General features: G+C 70.4%; 16 protein-coding genes. 5 read left to right on the top strand and 11 right to left on the bottom strand.

The annotated features are described in order from the left end of the window. From tal to pgl, 5 genes are read left to right on the top strand one after another with little or no spacing between them, the layout of a single operon-like run. Window positions 1-1,158: a transaldolase gene (gene tal, locus FCN22_RS10820; RefSeq protein WP_137121562.1), complete on the top strand. Its 1,158-nt coding sequence runs from the start codon at window positions 1-3 to the stop codon at window positions 1,156-1,158. Beyond that, complete coding sequence (locus tag FCN22_RS10815; RefSeq protein ID WP_137121561.1) at window positions 1,155-2,813, top strand: phosphoglucose isomerase-related protein; 1,659 nt, start codon at window positions 1,155-1,157, stop codon at window positions 2,811-2,813. The genes tal and FCN22_RS10815 overlap by 4 nt, the downstream gene beginning before the upstream one ends. Further along, the gene (zwf, locus tag FCN22_RS10810; protein WP_137121560.1) at window positions 2,810-4,354 is read left to right on the top strand and encodes a glucose-6-phosphate dehydrogenase; all 1,545 of its coding nucleotides are present in this window, start codon (window positions 2,810-2,812) and stop codon (window positions 4,352-4,354) included. The genes FCN22_RS10815 and zwf overlap by 4 nt, the downstream gene beginning before the upstream one ends. A 55-nt stretch (window positions 4,355-4,409) precedes the next feature. Further along, window positions 4,410-5,606, top strand: coding sequence for a glucose-6-phosphate dehydrogenase assembly protein OpcA (opcA, locus tag FCN22_RS10805; RefSeq protein WP_137121559.1), 1,197 nt, complete (start codon window positions 4,410-4,412; stop codon window positions 5,604-5,606). Beyond that, a complete protein-coding gene (gene pgl / locus FCN22_RS10800; protein WP_202911526.1) occupies window positions 5,603-6,388 on the top strand; it encodes a 6-phosphogluconolactonase in 786 nt (261 codons plus the stop codon). The genes opcA and pgl overlap by 4 nt, the downstream gene beginning before the upstream one ends. Window positions 6,389-6,468: 80 nt before the next feature. Here pgl and FCN22_RS10795 read toward each other — a convergent pair whose 3' ends face one another. The 11 genes from FCN22_RS10795 to FCN22_RS10745 form a co-directional block, all read right to left on the bottom strand. Beyond that, the gene (locus FCN22_RS10795; RefSeq protein ID WP_137121558.1) at window positions 6,469-6,819 is read right to left on the bottom strand and encodes an RNA polymerase-binding protein RbpA; all 351 of its coding nucleotides are present in this window, start codon (window positions 6,817-6,819) and stop codon (window positions 6,469-6,471) included. Window positions 6,820-6,873: 54 nt separating this feature from the next. Next, window positions 6,874-7,119: a preprotein translocase subunit SecG gene (gene secG, locus FCN22_RS10790; RefSeq protein WP_137121557.1), complete on the bottom strand. Its 246-nt coding sequence runs from the start codon at window positions 7,117-7,119 to the stop codon at window positions 6,874-6,876. A 151-nt stretch (window positions 7,120-7,270) separates the two neighbouring features. Then, window positions 7,271-8,086 carry a triose-phosphate isomerase gene (gene tpiA, locus FCN22_RS10785; RefSeq protein ID WP_137121556.1) on the bottom strand — a complete coding sequence of 272 codons (816 nt, stop codon included), beginning with the start codon at window positions 8,084-8,086 and terminating at the stop codon, window positions 7,271-7,273. Between the two features lie 6 nt (window positions 8,087-8,092). Then, entirely contained in the window at window positions 8,093-9,295 is a 1,203-nt protein-coding gene (locus FCN22_RS10780) for a phosphoglycerate kinase (RefSeq protein ID WP_137121555.1), read from the bottom strand. A 3-nt stretch (window positions 9,296-9,298) separates the two neighbouring features. Next, the gene (gene gap / locus FCN22_RS10775) at window positions 9,299-10,303 is read right to left on the bottom strand and encodes a type I glyceraldehyde-3-phosphate dehydrogenase (RefSeq protein WP_137121554.1); all 1,005 of its coding nucleotides are present in this window, start codon (window positions 10,301-10,303) and stop codon (window positions 9,299-9,301) included. 135 nt (window positions 10,304-10,438) lie between these two features. Beyond that, on the bottom strand, window positions 10,439-11,419 hold the full coding sequence (gene whiA / locus FCN22_RS10770; protein ID WP_137121617.1) for a DNA-binding protein WhiA: 981 nt from the start codon (window positions 11,417-11,419) through the stop codon (window positions 10,439-10,441). Window positions 11,420-11,522: 103 nt separating this feature from the next. Then, on the bottom strand, window positions 11,523-12,464 hold the full coding sequence (locus FCN22_RS10765) for a gluconeogenesis factor YvcK family protein (RefSeq protein ID WP_137121553.1): 942 nt from the start codon (window positions 12,462-12,464) through the stop codon (window positions 11,523-11,525). Next, a complete protein-coding gene (gene rapZ / locus FCN22_RS10760) occupies window positions 12,461-13,291 on the bottom strand; it encodes an RNase adapter RapZ (protein WP_238384677.1) in 831 nt (276 codons plus the stop codon). Before rapZ ends, FCN22_RS10765 begins: the two co-directional genes overlap by 4 nt. Before the next feature lie 204 nt (window positions 13,292-13,495). After that, on the bottom strand, window positions 13,496-15,505 hold the full coding sequence (gene uvrC / locus FCN22_RS10755) for an excinuclease ABC subunit UvrC (protein WP_137121551.1): 2,010 nt from the start codon (window positions 15,503-15,505) through the stop codon (window positions 13,496-13,498). Between the two features lie 46 nt (window positions 15,506-15,551). Then, entirely contained in the window at window positions 15,552-16,013 is a 462-nt protein-coding gene (locus FCN22_RS10750; protein ID WP_238384669.1) for a QcrA and Rieske domain-containing protein, read from the bottom strand. A 271-nt stretch (window positions 16,014-16,284) separates the two neighbouring features. Then, the gene (locus tag FCN22_RS10745) at window positions 16,285-17,511 is read right to left on the bottom strand and encodes an HNH endonuclease signature motif containing protein (protein WP_137121550.1); all 1,227 of its coding nucleotides are present in this window, start codon (window positions 17,509-17,511) and stop codon (window positions 16,285-16,287) included. Window positions 17,512-17,519: the final 8 nt, after the last annotated feature.

The raw sequence follows: 17,519 nt of genomic DNA, 5'->3' as shown, positions 1-17,519 counted from the left end.
ATGGCACCACAGAACGGCAATCTCAAGGCCCTCTCGGACGCCGGGGTCTCCATCTGGCTCGACGACCTCAACCGGTCCCTGATCACCGACGGTGGGTTGCAGCAGCTCATCGACGAAAAGTTCGTCGTGGGCGTGACGACCAACCCGACGATCTTCGCCACCGCGCTGTCCGAGGGCTCCGCCTACAACGCGCAGGTCAAGGACCTGGCCGAGGCGAGCAAGGACGTCCACGGTGCCGTCTTCCAGATCACGACCGAGGACGTACGCACCGCCTGCGACGTGATGCGTCCGGTCTACGACCGCACCGACGGGCTGGACGGACGGGTGTCGATCGAGGTCGACCCGGGCCTGGCCGGCGACACCGCTGCGACCGTCGAGGAGGCGAAGCACCTGTGGGCCACGGTGGACCGGCCCAACGCCTACATCAAGATCCCGGCCACGGTGGAGGGGCTGTCGGCCATCTCGCAGACCCTGGCGGAGGGCATCAGCGTCAACGTCACGCTGATCTTCTCCCTCGACCGATACCGCGGCGTGATGAACGCCTTCCTCACCGGCCTCGAGCAGGCTCGTGAGGCCGGCAAGGACCTGTCGCAGATCCGGTCGGTGGCTTCCTTCTTCGTGTCCCGGGTGGACAGCGAGGTCGACAAGCGGTTGGACGCCCTGAACGAGCAGGGCGACAACGCCGAGATCGCGGCGCTCAAGGGCAAGGCAGGCATCGCCAACGCCAGGCTCGCCTACCAGGCCTACGAGGAGGTCTTCTCCACCCCGCGCTGGGCCAACCTGGAGGCCGACGGCGCACACCGGCAGCGTCCCCTGTGGGCGTCCACCGGAGTCAAGAACCCGGACTACCCCGACACCATGTATGTCGTGGAGCTGGTCGCTCCCAACACGGTCAACACCATGCCCACCAAGACGATGGAGGCCGTCGCGGACCACGGCGAGATCAAGGGCGACCAGGTCACGGGTCACTACGAGGACGCCAGGCAGGTGCTCGACGCCCTCGAGCGGGTCGGTGTCCCCTACGCCGACGTCGTCGACGTGCTCGAGAAGGAGGGCGTCGAGAAGTTCGAGAAGTCCTGGAGCGACCTGACCGGAAGCGTCCGGTCCGAGCTGGAGAAGGCCAAGGGTGACGACAGCTACGTCGAGGAGGGCAAGTGAGCTCGTCCAGCGTGACTGTGGTCGCCTCGGGCGCCGCTGCTGACGCGGTCGCCCGTCACGTGCCCACGCTGGTCAAGGAGGGTTTCGCGGGCAAGCTCTTCGCGCAGGACCCGACGTTGTGGGGCCACGACGCGGAGGCCGAGTCCGGCAAACGACTTTCCTGGGTCGACCTTCCCCGAAGCTCCAGGCCGTTGGTCGGCGAGGTGGCCGCGTTGCGCGAGCACTTCACCAGCCAGGGGCTCGACCACGTGGTGCTCTGTGGGATGGGCGGTTCGTCCCTCGCACCCGAGGTAATCACCGCCACCGCGGGGGTGCCCCTCACCGTGCTCGACTCCTCGGACCCGGACTACGTCCGGGCCGCGCTCGAGGACCGTCTGGACCGGACCGTCGTGGTGGTGTCGAGCAAGTCCGGCTCCACGGTCGAGACCGACTCGCAGAAGCGGGCCTACGAGCACGCGTTCACCGAGGCGGGCATCGATCCGACCGAGCGGATCGTCATCGTCACCGACCCGGGCAGCCCGATGGATGAGGCGGCCCGAGCCGCGGGATACCGCGTGGTCAACGCCGATCCCGATGTGGGTGGGCGCTATTCAGCCCTCACGGCCTTCGGACTGGTGCCGAGCGGTTTGGCCGGTGCCGACATCGAGGCGCTGCTGGACGACGCCGAGGCGGTGGCCGACCTGCTGGCCGCGGACGACGAGGCCAACCCTGCGCTGCGCCTCGGCGCAGCGCTCGGCGGCACCGACCCCCTGCGCGACAAGCTCCTCCTGCGCGATGCGGGCACCGAGATCATCGGCTTCGGCGACTGGGCCGAGCAGCTGATTGCCGAGAGCACCGGCAAGAACGGCACGGGACTCCTGCCGGTCGTGGTCGGCACGGGCGGCCCTTCCGGCCCCGAGCTGGCCGCCGACGAGCTCGTGGTGCTGCTCCAGCCGGCCGAACAGTCCGACGAGCAGGTCGTCGAGGGCGACTCGGTGGGCGTGTCCGGCACACTCGGCGCACAGCTGCTGCTCTGGGAGGCCGCCGTCGCGACGGCCGGTCGACTCCTCGGCATCAACCCGTTCGACCAGCCCGACGTCGAGAGCGCCAAGCAGGCCGCCCGCGACGTGATGGCCGGCGGTGGCGGCGCCTCCGCCGGGCCGGCCTTCACCGACGGGGCCATCGAGGCGCGCGCCCTCGGCGGCGACTGGCTCGGTGAGGCGGGCAACGTGCCGGCCGCCGTCGAGGCACTGCTCGGTCAGCTCGACCCGGAGCGGGGCTACCTCGCGGTCATGGCCTACCTCGACCGCGTCGAGGACGCCTCCTTGGCGGACGTGCGACAGGTGCTGGCCGAACGCGTGCGGCGCCCGGTCACCTTCGGCTGGGGACCACGTTTCCTGCACTCGACCGGGCAGTACCACAAGGGCGGCCCGGCCACCGGCGTCTACCTGCAGGTGACCTCCGCACCGCGACAGGACCTCCCGGTCGCGGGACGTGACTTCACCTTCGGGGAGTTCATCGCCGCCCAGGCGGCCGGCGACGCCAAGGTCCTCGCGGAGCACCAGCGCCCAGTCCTGCGCCTGCACCTGACCGAGCACGACGCGGGTCTGGCGCAGCTGCGCGGCGTGCTGGGACTGGCCGAGTCGCAGGTGACCGACAGCGGAGGTAGCCGGTGAGCCCGTCCCGCATCGCCCAGGGCGTCAACCCGCTGCGCGACCCGCGCGACAAGCGCCTGCCGCGCATCGCGGGGCCGTGCGGCCTCGTCCTGTTCGGCGTCACCGGAGACCTGGCCCGCAAGAAGGTCATGCCGGCCATCTACGACCTGTCCAACCGCGGTCTGCTGCCCCCGGGCTTCAGCCTGGTCGGCTTCGCTCGTCGCGACTGGGCCGACCAGGACTTCGGCAAGATCGTCTACGAGTCGGTGCGCGAACACGCCCGGACCCCGTTCCGCGAGGACGTCTGGCGCAACCTGGCCGACGGGTTCCGTTTTGTGCCAGGCACGTTCGATGACGACCACGCGTTCCAGCTGCTCAGCAAGACGGTGGCCGAACTGGATGAGGCCCGCGGGACCGGCGGCAACCACGCCTTCTACCTGTCGGTGCCACCGGCCTTCTTCTCCGTGGTCTGCCAACAGCTCGACGAGAGCGGCCTGTCCACCCCCCGGCCCGGCACCTGGCGCCGGGTCGTCATCGAGAAACCCTTCGGCCACGACCTCAAGAGCGCCCGCGCGCTCAACGAGATCGTGGAGGGAGTCTTCCCACCGGACTCCGTCTTCCGGATCGACCACTACCTGGGCAAGGAGACGGTGCAGAACCTGTTGGCGCTGCGCTTCGCCAACCAGCTGTTCGAGCCGGTGTGGAACGCCAACTACGTGGACCACGTGCAGATCACCATGGCGGAGGACATCGGCATCGGCGGCCGTGCCGGCTATTACGACGGGATCGGGGCGGCCCGCGACGTCATACAGAACCATCTGTTGCAGCTGCTCGCGCTCACGGCCATGGAGGAGCCCGTCTCCTTCCATGCCCAGGACCTGCGGGCGGAGAAGGAGAAGGTGCTGTCGGCGGTCCGCCTTCCCAAGGACCTGGCCAAGAGCACCGCGCGTGGTCAGTACGCCGCCGGATGGCAGGGCAGCGAGCAGGTCGTCAGCTACTTCGGCGAGGAGGGGATCCCCTCCACCTCGACCACCGAGACGTATGCCGCGGTGAAGCTCGAGATCGACACGCGTCGGTGGGCCGGGGTGCCGTTCTACCTGCGCACCGGCAAGCGGCTCGGCAAGCGGGTGACCGAGATCGCGGTGGTCTTCAAGCGGGCACCGCACCTGCCCTTCAGCGATACCGCGACCGAAGAGCTCGGTCAGAACGCCATCGTCATCCGGGTGCAGCCCGATGAGGGTGTCACGATCCGCTTCGGCTCCAAGGTCCCGGGCGCGGGGTCGATGGAGGTGCGCGACGTGACCATGGACTTCGGCTATGGCAGTGCCTTCACCGAGTCGAGTCCCGAAGCCTACGAACGGCTGATCCTCGACGTACTGCTCGGTGATCCACCGCTGTTCCCTCGGCACGAGGAGGTCGAATTGTCCTGGAAGATCCTCGACCCGGTGGAGGAGTTCTGGGCCAAGAAGGGCACACCGGAGCCGTATGCCGCAGGCGGCTGGGGACCGGCCAGCGCCGATGAGATGATGCGCCGGGACGGGCGCCACTGGAGGATGCCTTGACCACCCCGCTCAGTTCTCCACTCGTTCCTCGCTCCGATACTGATCGGGGACCCCGGTGATCGTCGACCTGCCGAGCACCTCGACCACAAGCATCAGCAAGCGCCTCGTCCGGATGCGCAACGAGATGGGCGCCACCACCCTCGGCCGAGTCCTCACGCTGGTCGTCCTGGTCAACGAGACCGACGCCGACCAAGCGATCGAGGACGCCAACGACGCGAGCCACCAGCACCCGTGCCGCATCGTCGTGGTCATCCGGGGCGACAAACGCGGCGCCAACCGGCTCGACGCGCAGATCCGGGTGGGCGGCGACGCCGGGGCCAGCGAGGTGGTGGTGATGCGCCTCTACGGCAAGCTGGCCGACCACGGGCACAACGTGGTCACCCCCCTGCTGCTGCCCGACTCCCCCATCGTGGCCTGGTGGCCCACCGAGGCACCCGACGACGTCGCGACGTCCCCGCTCGGCCAGATGGCGGGACGGCGCATCACCGACGCAGCCACCGGCAGCAAGCCGCACGTGCAGCTGGCCAAGCGGGCCATGACCTACCGCGCGGGCGACACCGACCTGGCGTGGACCCGCGTCACATTGTGGCGGGGTCTGCTCGCCGCGGCGTTGGACCAGCCGCCCTACGAGCCGGTCCTCGAGGCCACGGTCTCCGGCGCCGGGGACTCACCGAGCACCGACCTGCTGGCCGCCTGGCTCGCTCTCACGCTCAAGTGCCCGGTGCGCCGCACGCGCGGCCGCAACGGGGTGGGGATGACCAGCGTGCGCCTCGAGCGCAAGAGCGGACCGGTGGACCTGGTGCGTCCCGACGGACGGGTCGCCACCCTCGCCCAGACCGGCCAACCCGTCCGCCGCATCTCACTGGCTCGGCGCACGACCGCACAGTGCCTGGCCGACGAGCTGCGGCGCCTCGACCGCGATGAGGTCTACGAGGAGGTCCTGACCAAGGGCCTGCAGCTCATCGACCCCAAGAAGGGCATGCCCACCAGCGAGGCCGTGGCAGAGGGCGAGGCGCCCTCGTTGCAGCAGTCACGTCGAGCGGCCCGCGCGGCGGCTCGGCGCAACAAGGACATCGGCAGCAGCAAGATGGTGCAGTCGCCGTCTCCGGAGGGCAAGGGAACGGCCCGCTCCGACACGAAGGCGGTCAAGGAGGCCGCGGCCCGCAAGCTCAAGGCGAAGACAGAAAGCGGCACCAAGGAGCCGGGCAAGCGGGACGCCGCCACGAAGGGCCAGGGGAAGGGCTCGACGTGACCGATCGCACGCCCGGCGTGGTGGTCCACGCGGACCGGCAGACGCTGGCGGAGGCTGCCGCCGACCGGATGGTCACGACCGTGGTCGAGGCGCAGTCCGCCCGCGGGCGGGCCGACGTTGTCCTGACCGGCGGCTCGATGGGCTCGGCCCTCCTCGTGGCACTGGGCTCGTCGCCCGGTCGGGACGCCATCGACTGGTCCGGGGTCGACCTGTGGTGGGGTGACGAGCGCTACCTGCCGGCCGGGGACCCCGACCGCAACGAGACGCAGGCACGAGACGCTCTGCTCGACCAGCTCCCGCTGGATCCGTCGCGGGTCCACCCGATGCCCGCGGCTGGGGACGACTCCGACGTCGACGCAGCGGCCGCACGGTATGCCGAGCAGCTGGCGGCCCGCGCCGCCGAGGAGTCACCTCGCCAGGACGTGCCGACGTTCGACCTGCTGCTGCTCGGTGTCGGACCGGACGCCCACGTCGCGTCTCTCTTCCCCGAGCACCCCGCTCTGCACGAGCAGGACCGCAGTGTCATCGGGGTCCGCGGCGCCCCGAAGCCGCCACCGACCCGGATCTCCCTGACCTTCCGCGCCCTGTGTGCCGCGCACGACGTCTGCTTCCTGGTGTCGGGCTCGGACAAGGCGGACGCGGTGGGCCTGGCGTTGTCGGGCACAGGACCGATGCAGGCCCCGGCCGCCGGTGTCCGCGGTGTCCGCTCCACCACCTGGCTGCTCGACCGCGCTGCGGCTGCTCGCGTGCCGCGGCAGCTGGTGCGTCCTGCAAGCCCCTGACCAGTCCCTGACCGGCTCCGGCTGGGGAGGAGCCGCGGCGGGCACTCTGCCGCGGCAGAACCGTGCCGCGGCAGAACGGTTCAGCGGATCAGTCCGCGATCGCGCAGGTTGGACAGGGCTTCGTCGAGGATGGCCTGGCCGTCGGCGTCGTTGCGCCGCTCCTTCACGTAGGCCAGGTGCGTCTTGTACGGCTCGGCCCGCGGCGGGGCCGGAGGGTTGGTCTGGTCCTGACCCGCAGGGAACCCGCATCGCGGGCAGTCCCACAGTTCGGGCACGACCAGCTCGGCCTCCTCGGCGAAGCTCGGACGGGTCTCGTGGCCGTTGGAGCACCAGTAGGACACGACGACACGCGCCGCGGCCTCTCCCCTCTCCGCCTCGCCCATCGGTCCGGCGCCGACCCGGCTGCCGCGAATCGCATTACCACTTGCCACGTTGGTGACTCCTTGAGGTCGGTGCCGGCTGGGCGGGTGTCGGGGGTCGGTGGGTCAGAGCCCGAAGCGGTTGATCAGCCCGATCCCGACGATCGCCGCGAACCAGATGATCGCCACGGCCACGGTGAACCGGTCGAGGTTGCGTTCGGCGATCGACGACCCACCCAGGTTGCTCGTGACGCCACCGCCGAACATGTCGGACAAACCGCCGCCCTTGCCCTTGTGCATCAGGATGAGCAGGGTCAGGAAGATGCCGCCGACGATGAGGAGCACCTCGAGGCCCGTCTTCACTGCTGTCACGTTCGTCCACCCGTCAAATCTCGGTCGTCGGTCGGGATCAGGGCCGTGCGCACGGCCAGACGGCTCACGTCCTCAGCGGCCCGCAGGATCCTGCGTCAGGATACACCGAGCGCTGCGGGCGCCGGGGTGGTCCCCGCCCGCGCGCTGGGGTTCAGGCCGTCTGCAGGTGGTCGCGGTAGCGACAGATCGAGGCGAAGTCGTCGACCACGATCGAGGCTCCCCCCACGAGCGTTCCGTCGACGTCCTCCTCCGACATGAGCGCGGCGACGTTGCCGGGCTTCACCGAGCCGCCGTAGAGGATGCGTATGCCGTCCGCCGTGTCGCCGGAGTAGAGCTCGGCCAGGCGGGTGCGGACACCGGAGCAGACCTCCTGGGCGTCCGCGGGGGTGGCGACCTCGCCGGTCCCGATCGCCCACACCGGCTCGTAGGCCACGACCAGGCCCCGCGCCTGCTCCGGGGTGACTCCGTCCAGCGCGGTGTCCAGTTGCGAAGTGCAGTGGGCCACGTGCCCCTGGTCCTGCCGCACGTCGAGCGACTCGCCGACGCACAGGATGGGGGTGAGGCCGTGCCGGAGCGCCGCCTTGACCTTCGCGCCCACGACCGCGTCGTCCTCGCCGTGGTGCTCCCGGCGCTCGCTGTGCCCGACGAGCACGTAGTGGCAGCCCAGCTTGGACAGGAACGCCCCGGAGACCTCCCCGGTGTAGGCACCCGAGTCGTGCACGGACAGATCCTGGGCGCCGAACCGGAGGTCGAGCTTGTCTCCCTCGACCAGGGTCTGCACGCTGCGCAGGTCGGTGAAGGGCGGTAGCACGGCGACCTCGACGGCCGCGTAGTCGTGCTTGGCGTCGCGCAGGGTCCAGTCCAGCTTCTGGACCAGGTGGGTGGCCTGCAGGTGGTCGAGGTTCATCTTCCAGTTGCCGGCCATCAGCGGGGTGCGCCCCGTCGCCGGGGGGTTGTTGCGTGCCATGCGTGCTCAGCCCTCCAGGACCGTGAGACCGGGGAGCTGCTTGCCCTCAAGGTACTCCAGGCTCGCACCCCCGCCGGTGGAGATGTGTCCGAACTGGTCGTCGTCGAAGCCGAGCTGGCGCACGGCCGCTGCCGAGTCGCCGCCGCCGACGACGGTGAGAGCCCCGCCGGCCGTCACCTCGGCGAGCGCCTGCGCCACGGCCTTGGTACCGGCCGCGAAGGGAGCCATCTCGAAGGCCCCCATCGGACCGTTCCAGAACACCGTGCGGGTGTCGGTGAGGGCGGCGGCGAACGCCTCGGCCGAGTCCGGACCGATGTCCAGGCCGATCCGGTCAGCCGGAATGGCCTCGGCCGACACGACCTCGTGGTCGGCGTCGGCGGAGAACTCGGTCGCAGCCACGATGTCGGTGGGGAGCACGATCTCCACACCGCGCTCCCGGGCCAGGTCGAGGTAGCCCTTGACGGTGTCGATCTGGTCGCGCTCGAGCAGGCTCTTGCCGACCTCGTGGCCCTGCGCGGCCAGGAAGGTGAACACCATGCCGCCGCCGATGAGCAACCGGTCAGCGGTCTGCAGGAGGTTGGCGATGACCTCGAGCTTGTCACTGACCTTGGCGCCACCGAGGACCACGGCGTAGGGGTGCTGGGGGTCCTCGGTGAGCCGCCGGAGGACCTCCACCTCGGCCTGCACCAGGCCACCGGCCGCGTGCGGCAGTCGCTGCGCCAGGTCATACACGCTGGCCTGCTTGCGGTGCACGACCCCGAAGCCGTCGCTGACGTAGCAGTCCGCGAGCGACGCGAGCTGGTCGGCGAAGGCGCCGCGCTCGGCGTCGTCCTTGGCCGTCTCCCCCGGGTCGAACCGCAGGTTCTCCAGCACCGCGACCTGACCGTCCTCGAGCGCTGCCACCACGCTGCGCGCGGAGTTGCCGACGGTGTCCTGGGCGAGGGCGACGGGTATGCCGAGCAGCTCGCCCAGCCGGTGGGCCACCGGCGCGAGCGAGAACGCCTCGTCGGGCACGCCCTTGGGGCGGCCGAGGTGGGCGCACACGATGACGCGCGCACCGGCCTCGATCAGGCGCCGCAGCGTCGGGACCGAGGCGCGGACCCGGCCGTCGTCGGAGATCGCACCGTCCTCGTCCAGCGGCACGTTGAGGTCACTGCGGACGAGCACCCGCTTGCCGCGGAGGTCGCCCAGCGTGTCGATCGTGAGCATGCCTCAGAGGCTCTGGCCGACGTAGTCGATCAGGTCGACGAGGCGGTTGGAGTAGCCCCACTCGTTGTCGTACCAGCCGACCACCTTGACCTGGTTGCCGATGACCTTGGTCAGACCGGCGTCGAAGATGCACGAGCTCGGGTCGGTCACGATGTCGCTGGAGACGATCGGGTCCTCGGTGTACTTCAGGATGCCCTTGAGCGGTCCCTCGGCAGCCGCCTTCACCGCCGCGTTGACCTCCTCCACGGTGGTCTCCCGGGCCGCCTCGAAGGTCAGGTCGGTGGCGGAGCCGGTCGGCACCGGGACGCGCAGGGCGTAGCCGTCGAGCTTGCCCTTGAGCTCGGGCAGGACCAACCCGATGGCCTTGGCCGCGCCCGTGGAGGTCGGCACGATGTTGATTGCCGCGGCCCGCGCCCGGCGCAGGTCACGGTGCGGACCGTCCTGCAGGTTCTGGTCGGCGGTGTAGGCGTGGATCGTCGTCATCAGACCCTTGACGATCTCGAACTCCTCGTGCATCACCTTGGCCATCGGGCCGAGACAGTTGGTGGTGCAGGAGGCGTTGGAGATGATCGTGTGCGCCTGCGGGTCGTAACCGTCGTGGTTGACACCCATGACGACCGTGAAGTCCTCGTTCTTGCCGGGTGCCGAGATAATGACCTTCTTGGCGCCGGCGTCCACGTGGGCCTTGGCCTTGGTGGCGTCGGTGAAGAACCCGGTGGACTCGAGCACCACGTCGACCTTGAGGTCGCCCCACGGCAGCTTGGCTGGGTCCTTCTCGGCAAACGACTTGATCGTCTTGTCGCCGACCTGGATGCCGCCTTCGACGACGCTGACCTCGGCGTCGAGGCGCCCGAGGATGGAGTCGTACTTCAACAGGTGTGCCTGGGTCTTGGCGTCGTCGAGGTCGTTGAAGGCAACGACCTCGATGTCTGCGTCAGAGGCCAGGACGGCCCTGAAGAAGTTGCGGCCAATCCGGCCAAAGCCATTGATGCCAACGCGAACGGTCACGGGAATCATGCCTTCCTGAACGAGATCGGAGGTCGCGTGCGGAGCCGGGCCCCGAGCGCGCGCACCGCAGTGCGACAGGTCGAGCCTATGGGATGGACCCGATTCCTTCAGCCGTGGGTCACGAGCAGGTCGGGCTCAGCCGTCGAGCATCTCCGGGGTGAGGTTGGCCTCGGTGCCGGGGATGCCGAGGTCGGAGGCGCGCTTGTCGGCCATCGCGAGGAGCCGACGGATCCTGCCGGCGACGGCGTCCTTGGTCATCTGCGGCTGGGCCAGCTGGCCCAGCTCCTCGAGGCTGGCCTGCTTGTGCTCCACGCGCAGCTGCCCGGCCTCACGCAGGTGCTCCGGCACGTCCTCGCCGAGGATCTCCAGCGCCCGGGCGACCCGGGCGCCCGCCGCGACCGCAGCCCGCGCGGAGCGGCGCAGGTTGGCGTCGTCGAAGTTCGCGAGCCGGTTGGCCGTCGCCCGCACCTCGCGACGCATCCGTCGCTCCTCCCACGCCAGCACGGCGTCGTGCGCGCCGAGCCGGGTGAGCATCGCGCCGATGGTGTCACCGTCACGGATGACCACCCGGTCCACGCCGCGGACCTCACGCGCCTTGGCCTGGATGTCGAGGCGCCTGGCCGCGCCCACCAGTGCGAGCGCCGCCTCGGGACCCGGACAGGTGATCTCCAGCGCGGATGAACGACCCGGCTCGGTCAACGACCCGTGTGCGAGGAAGGCACCGCGCCAAGCCGCCTCGGCGTCGCAGACGGCGGCGCTCACGACGCGCGGGGGAAGTCCGCGCACCGGTCGACCACGGGTGTCGATCAGACCGGTCTGCCTGGCCAGCGCCTCGCCGTCCTGCACCACCCGCACGACATACCGGCTGCCACGGCGCAGTCCGCCGGCCGCGACGACGACCATCTCGCTGGAATGGCCGTAGACGTCCGCGATGTCGCGCCGGAGCCGGCGCGCGGCGTTGGCGGTGTCGAGCTCCGCCTCGATGACGATCCGGCCGCCGATGATGTGCAGCCCTCCGGCGAAGCGGAGCGTCGCCGAGACCTCGGCTTTGCGGCAGCAGGTCTTGGTCACCTGGAGGCGACTGAGCTCGTCTTTCACCCTTGCCGTCATCGCCATGCGAGCCATCCTGTCATTCCTCGTCGCGTCATGGGGCAGGCCGTGCCCCGGTCCCCCCGTGTGCGCGCCATCATCTCATCCGGCGTCAACGCGCGGCGCCGCCTCAGAGCAGGACGTCACGGTAGGCCGCGGCCAGACGCAGGGAGTCGTGGTGGCCGGGTTGGTCGACGTCGGCGACCGGTGCGATCACCACCTCTGCGCCCACACCGGCGGCGACGCGACGCAGCAGCGCTCCCGAGTCGTCCAGCGTGCTCGGGTCGGCGAGCACCACGTCGATGTGCAGGTCGGGCGCGTGGGCGGCCAGCACCTCCAGGTGGTCGGCCGCCGAAAAGCCCTCTGTCTCCACATCATTCATTAGCAGGTTGAGGGTGAGCAGCTTCTTGGCCTTGGTCTTGACGAGCGCCTCGTGCAATTTCGGCACGAGCAGGTGCGGCATCACCGAGGTGAACCAGGAGCCCGGCCCCAGCACCACCCAGTCTGCGTCGAGGATAGCGGTGACGGCCTCGCTGCACGCCGGTGGTTCCTCGGGGAAGAGACGGACGCCGAGCACCTTGCCGGGTGTGGTGGCGACGGCGTACTGCCCGCGCACCTGGGTGACCTCGTCCGGCCGATGGGGGTCGGCGCCGAGGACACTGGCCTCGATGTCGAGGGGCACCGACGCCATCGGCAGCACCCTCCCCCTGGCGTTCAGGAGCCGGGCCACCAGGTCGAGGCCGGCGACCGGGTCGCCGAGCAGGTCCCAGAGCGAGGTGATGAGCAGGTTGCCCAGCGCGTGTCCGCCGAGGTCGCCGTCGCCGGCGAAACGATGCTGCAGCACGTCGCCCCACTGATGGCCCCACTCCGTGTCGTCGCACAGGGCCGCGAGCGCCATCCGCAGGTCGCCTGGCGGCAGCACGTCGAACTGCTTGCGCAGCCGGCCGCTGGACCCGCCGTCGTCCGCGACCGTGACGATCGCGGTGATCCCGTCGGTGACCAGGCGCAACGCCGACAGCGAGGCCGCCAATCCGTGGCCACCGCCCAGCGCCGCGACCCTGGCCCGGCTCATTCGCGCCCCAGGTCGCGGTGCACGACGATGGTGCCAACGTCGGGGCCGGCCAGCCGGGGAGCGAGGGCCTCGGCCATCGCCACCGACCGGTGCTTGCCGCCGGTGCACCCCACGGCGATGGTGACGTAGCGGCGGCCCTCGCGTTGGTAGCCGGCGAGCATCGGCTCGCACAGGCTCACCACCCGCTCGAGGAAGTCGAGGGCGCCCTCCTGGGCGAGCACGAAGTCGGAGACCGCCTGGTCCTGACCGGTGAAGGGCCGCAGCTCGGGGATCCAGAACGGGTTGGGGAGGAAGCGCATGTCGAAGACGAGGTCGGCGTCGAGGGGGATGCCGTACTTGAAGCCGAACGACATCACCGCGATCCGCAGCCGTGGGCCTGCCGAGGTGCCGAGGATCTCGTCGACCTTCGCGGCGAGCTGGTGCACGTTCAGGCCCGAGGTATCGATGAGCACGTCGGCTTCCGAGCGCAGGTCACCGAGCATCTCCCGCTCGCGGAGGATGCCGTCGAGCATCCTCCCGTCCCCCTGCAGCGGGTGCGGCCTGCGGACCGACTCGAAGCGTCGCACGAGCGCCTCGTCGGTGGCTTCCATGAAGACCACCGTTGCGTGCCAGCCCTTGGCCCGAAGGGTCTCCAATGCCGAATGGAATTCGTCGAAGAAGTTGCGGGCCCGCACGTCGACCACCGCGGCGAGCCGCGTGACCGCGCCACGTGACCTGCTGGCGAGCTGGATCATCGGCAGCAGCATCTGCGGCGGCAGGTTGTCCACGACGTACCAGCCGTGGTCCTCCAGGACGTTGGCGGCGGTGGTGCGGCCGGCACCGCTCATGCCGGTGACGACCACGATCTCGGTGTCGTCGGGCACGGCGGCCTCGGCCGACTCGACCGGACGGCCGGGGTCCTTGCCGGAATCGCTGTCGGAACTCGCGCCCGAGGCACCGCCTGCGTCGGCGTTGTCCGCGGCGCGTTTGCCCGGTCCCCCTGCGACAGGTGTCGGGGGTGTGGGGTGATCGGTCACCTGATCCTCCTTCACCTAGTCGAGCACCTCGCCGGTCGTGACGTTGACCGCCGGTTCGGCCGGGGACTCATCATGCAGTACACGATGAATGGTGACAGCCAACGCGGGGCCGATGCCGCGAACCTGCTGGATCTCGTCCACCTCGGCCGCGCGGAGCCGCTTGACCGAACCGAACTGTCGCAGCAGCGCCTTGCGCCGCACCTCACCCAGTCCGGGGACGTCGTCCAGCACGCTGTGCGTCATCGCCTTGGACCGACGCTGACGGTGGAAGGTGATGGCAAACCGGTGCGCCTCGTCGCGCACGCGCTGGAGCAGGTAGAGGCCCTCGCTGGTGCGGGGAAGGATGACCGGGAACTCCCGCCCGGGCAGCCAGACCTCCTCGAGCCTCTTGGCGAGGCCCACGACGGCCACGTCGTCGACGCCGAGCCCGGCCAGGGCCGCGGCGGCCGCGTTGACCTGGGGCAGGCCGCCGTCCACGACGACGAGCTGCGGGGGGTAGGCGAAGCGGCGCGGCCGACCGGTCTCCGGGTCGATCGGCCCGGACCGCCCACCGTCGTCGCCGTCGTCCGCGCCATCGCCATCGGTGCCCTCGATGTCCGTGGCCTCACTGCGGTCCTCGATGTAGCGGCGGAACCGGCGCGTGAGCACCTCGTGCATCGCGGCGGTGTCGTCGGTGCGGCCCTCGAGCGCGGTCCCCTCCGGGCCGCCGCGGATGATGAACCGGCGGTACTCCGACTTGCGCGCCAGCCCGTCCTCGAACACGACCATCGAGGCGACGACGTTGGTGCCCTGGACGTGGCTCACGTCGTAGCACTCGATGCGCAGCGGCGCCTCACCCAGCTCGAGGGCCTCCTGGAGCTCCTCGAGCGCCTGGCTGCGCAGCGTCAGGTCACCCGCTCGGGCCACCTTGTGGCGGGCCAAGGCCTGGTCGGCGTTGCGCCGGACGGTCTCCATCAGGGTCCGCTTGTCGCCCCGGCGCGGCACCCGCAGGTCCACCCGTGCGCCGCGCCGCTCGGCGAGCCACTCGGCCACGGCCGTGTCGTCGGGTGGCAGGACGGGGACGAGCACCTCACGCGGGACACCCTCGGGTGACTCACCGCCATACACCTGTTGCAGGAGGTGCTCCACGAGCTCGGGCAAACCCTCGTCGATCTTCTCGACGACCCAGCCGCGTTGCCCGCGCACCCGACCGCCCCGGACGTGGAAGACCTGGACCGCGGCCTCGAGCTCGTCGTCGGAGAGCGCGAAGACGTCGGCGTCGGTGGCGTCCGGCAGGACCACCGCCGACTTCTCGAGGGCCCGTTCAAGGGCACCGATGTCATCCCTCAGCCGGGCCGCACGCTCGAAGTCGAGCTCGTCGGAGGCCGCCCGCATCTGCCGCTCGAGCCGCTTGACGAACTTGCTCGTGTTGCCGGCCATGAAGTCGCAGAAGTCCTCCGCGATCGCACGGTGCTCCTCGGGGGTCACCCGCCCGACGCAAGGCGCGGAGCACTTGTCGATGTATCCGAGGAGGCAGGGACGCCCCACCTGCGACGCACGCTTGAAGACGCCTCCGCTGCAGGTGCGCACCGGGAAGACGCGCAACAATTGGTCGAGGGTCTCGCGGATCGCCCACGCGTGCCCGTAGGGACCGAAATATCGGGTGCCCTTGCGCTTGGCCCCGCGCATGACCTGGGCGCGGGGGAACTCATCGCCCATCGTGACCGCGAGGTAGGGATAGGACTTGTCGTCGCGGTACTTGACGTTGAATCGCGGGTCGAACTCCTTGATCCAGGTGTACTCGAGCTGCAGCGCCTCGACCTCGGTGCGCACCACCGTCCACTCGACGCTCGCGCCGGTCAGGACCATCGTGCGGGTGCGCGGGTGGAGCGCGCTGAGGTCCTGGAAGTAGGACGACAGCCGCGAACGCAGCGACTTGGCCTTGCCCACGTAGATGACGCGACGGTCCTTGTCGCGGAAGCGGTAGACACCCGGATCCACCGGGATCTGCCCCGGCTTCGGACGATAGGACGACGGGTCAGCCACACCCCCACCCTAGGTAATGCGACAGACAGCAGCCCAGGCGTCCCCGTCAGCTGATCTCGAGCCGCGTGCCCTTCCGGGTGATCCTCTTGGCGGGCAGTGGCGTGCTCGCCGGGCCCTGGACCGGTTTGCCGTGGGTGATGTCGAACCTGCTGCCGTGGCAGGGGCAGTCGATGGTCCCGTCGGCGACCCGGTCCACCGTGCACCCCTGGTGGGTGCAGATCGCCGAGAACGCCTTGAACTCCCCCTTGGTCGGTTGGGTGACGACGGCTTCGTGGATGGCGTCTATCACGCCGCCCCCGACCGGGACGTCGGACTCCTTCACCTCGAACGGGCCGGACTGGGCGCTGCTGCCTCCGCCACAGGCCGCCAACGCTGCCACGCCGGCAACACCGGCTCCGACGACCCCGACTCCCTTGACGAAGGTCCGCCGGCCGAGCCCTGCGCAGGGACCGCCTGCACAGGCGTCGGCTCCACGGTGGTGGGACGGTGACTCCACTGCCACGATCACGGCCCTTCCGCGAACGCCGGCCCCGGTGGCCGGCTCCTGCGCCCACCGTATGCCGAGCGGCTGCGGCCGAGGTGCTGGCCCCTCCTCCTCTCAGCCCAGTCTCAGCGCGGCCCCAGGGTGTCTCAGCCGGCCGCCAGCCGCGGGCTGCGAGGTCGGCGACCAGACGTCTCCACCGGACGGCTGCCGACGATGGGCATGCTCGTGCCCAGCATGTGCCACAACGGGCATGGTTATGTACCCGCCTCGGGTGTGGCGGGTGGGGGCGGGGTGGTCAATAGCGCCAGGCGGGGGTGCCGTCGGGGTCCGTGACGTAGTGCAGGTCGTGCTCATGGACCTTCGTATGGTGGCGGGGGCACAGCAGGTGCAGGTTGTCGTGGTCGGTCGCCCCGCCGCGGGACCACCAGATCGCGTGGTGGGCGATGCACCACTGGCCGGGCATGGTGCAGCCCTGGTAGGTGCATTCGGGTTCTTCCAGCCACAGCGCGGCGCGTTGGGCGGGGCTGGCCAGTCGGGCGGTGTGGCCCAGGTCGAGGACGTGACCGGCCGTGTCGAGCACGACCGGGACCAGGTCGGCCTGGCAGGCCAGGCGTCGCACCGCCGCCGCGGTCAGCTGTTCCCCGGTCAGCGTGCAGCCCAGCCCGGACAGCTCACCCACCAACTGCTGCAGCGACAGGGTGATGAACACCTTCGCGTTGCTGGTGGTCGGCGCCGCGCCGGGCGAGGTCATCCCGCGCTGCACGATCGCCATCAGCGCGTCGCTGCGCCGCTGCTGCGGCGAGCGGGGGTCGGGCCCGTCCTCGTCGGGCACCGGTTTGGCCAGCGGACCGATCGCGGCCCGCACGAACGCCGCGCCCTCGGGGTCCAACCTCCACACGAACTCCGTGGTTCCGCCGGTCGAGGTTCGCTCGTACAGACCCCGGTTGCGTTTCTGCGCCTTCTCCAGTTCGTCGGAGTCGACCGGCTTGTGCTCGTCGACCAGGTCCCGCAGGACCCGGCGCAGTACCCGGTCGCTGGCACCGCCGGTGCAGGTGGTGATCAGGTCGTCCTGGCAGGCGGTGTAGCTGTCCGGGTCCAGGTAAGGCTGGATCTGTTCCAGCACGCGCAACACCCTGGCGGCCTGGTCGACCCGCACCCGCCCGGCCTCGACGGCTTTCGCCAACGGCTGGTGCCGGGGGTCGCGGCAGCCGGTCGCGACCGACCCGGTCCGGTGCGCGGCGGTCGGATCCATGCCGCCGGCCCCGTCGCCGAGGTGGGCTCGCAGGTAGTCCCCCGTCGAGGAGTGCCCTTCTCGATCGGGCGCGGACCGGCTGGTCGCCTCGGTCACGGCCGCGGTCAGCAGTCGTGCGGTGTCGCGACGCAACCGGCCCAGCTGGTCCAACAACGTCCCGAGCTGGTCATCGCCCAGACGCCACACCTGATCGTCGAGCGCCTCGGACAGACATACGACCGCGCCACCAAGCCGGCCCAGCACCGGCTGGTCCGCGTCCGGTCCGGACACTTCCACCC

This window comes from Segeticoccus rhizosphaerae (assembly GCF_005222685.1).
In the GTDB taxonomy this organism is placed as follows: Bacteria; Actinomycetota; Actinomycetes; order Actinomycetales; family Dermatophilaceae; genus Segeticoccus; species Segeticoccus rhizosphaerae.
The sequence above is the reverse complement of the archived record's forward strand: the minus strand, read 5'-3'. Positions and strand labels throughout refer to the sequence as shown.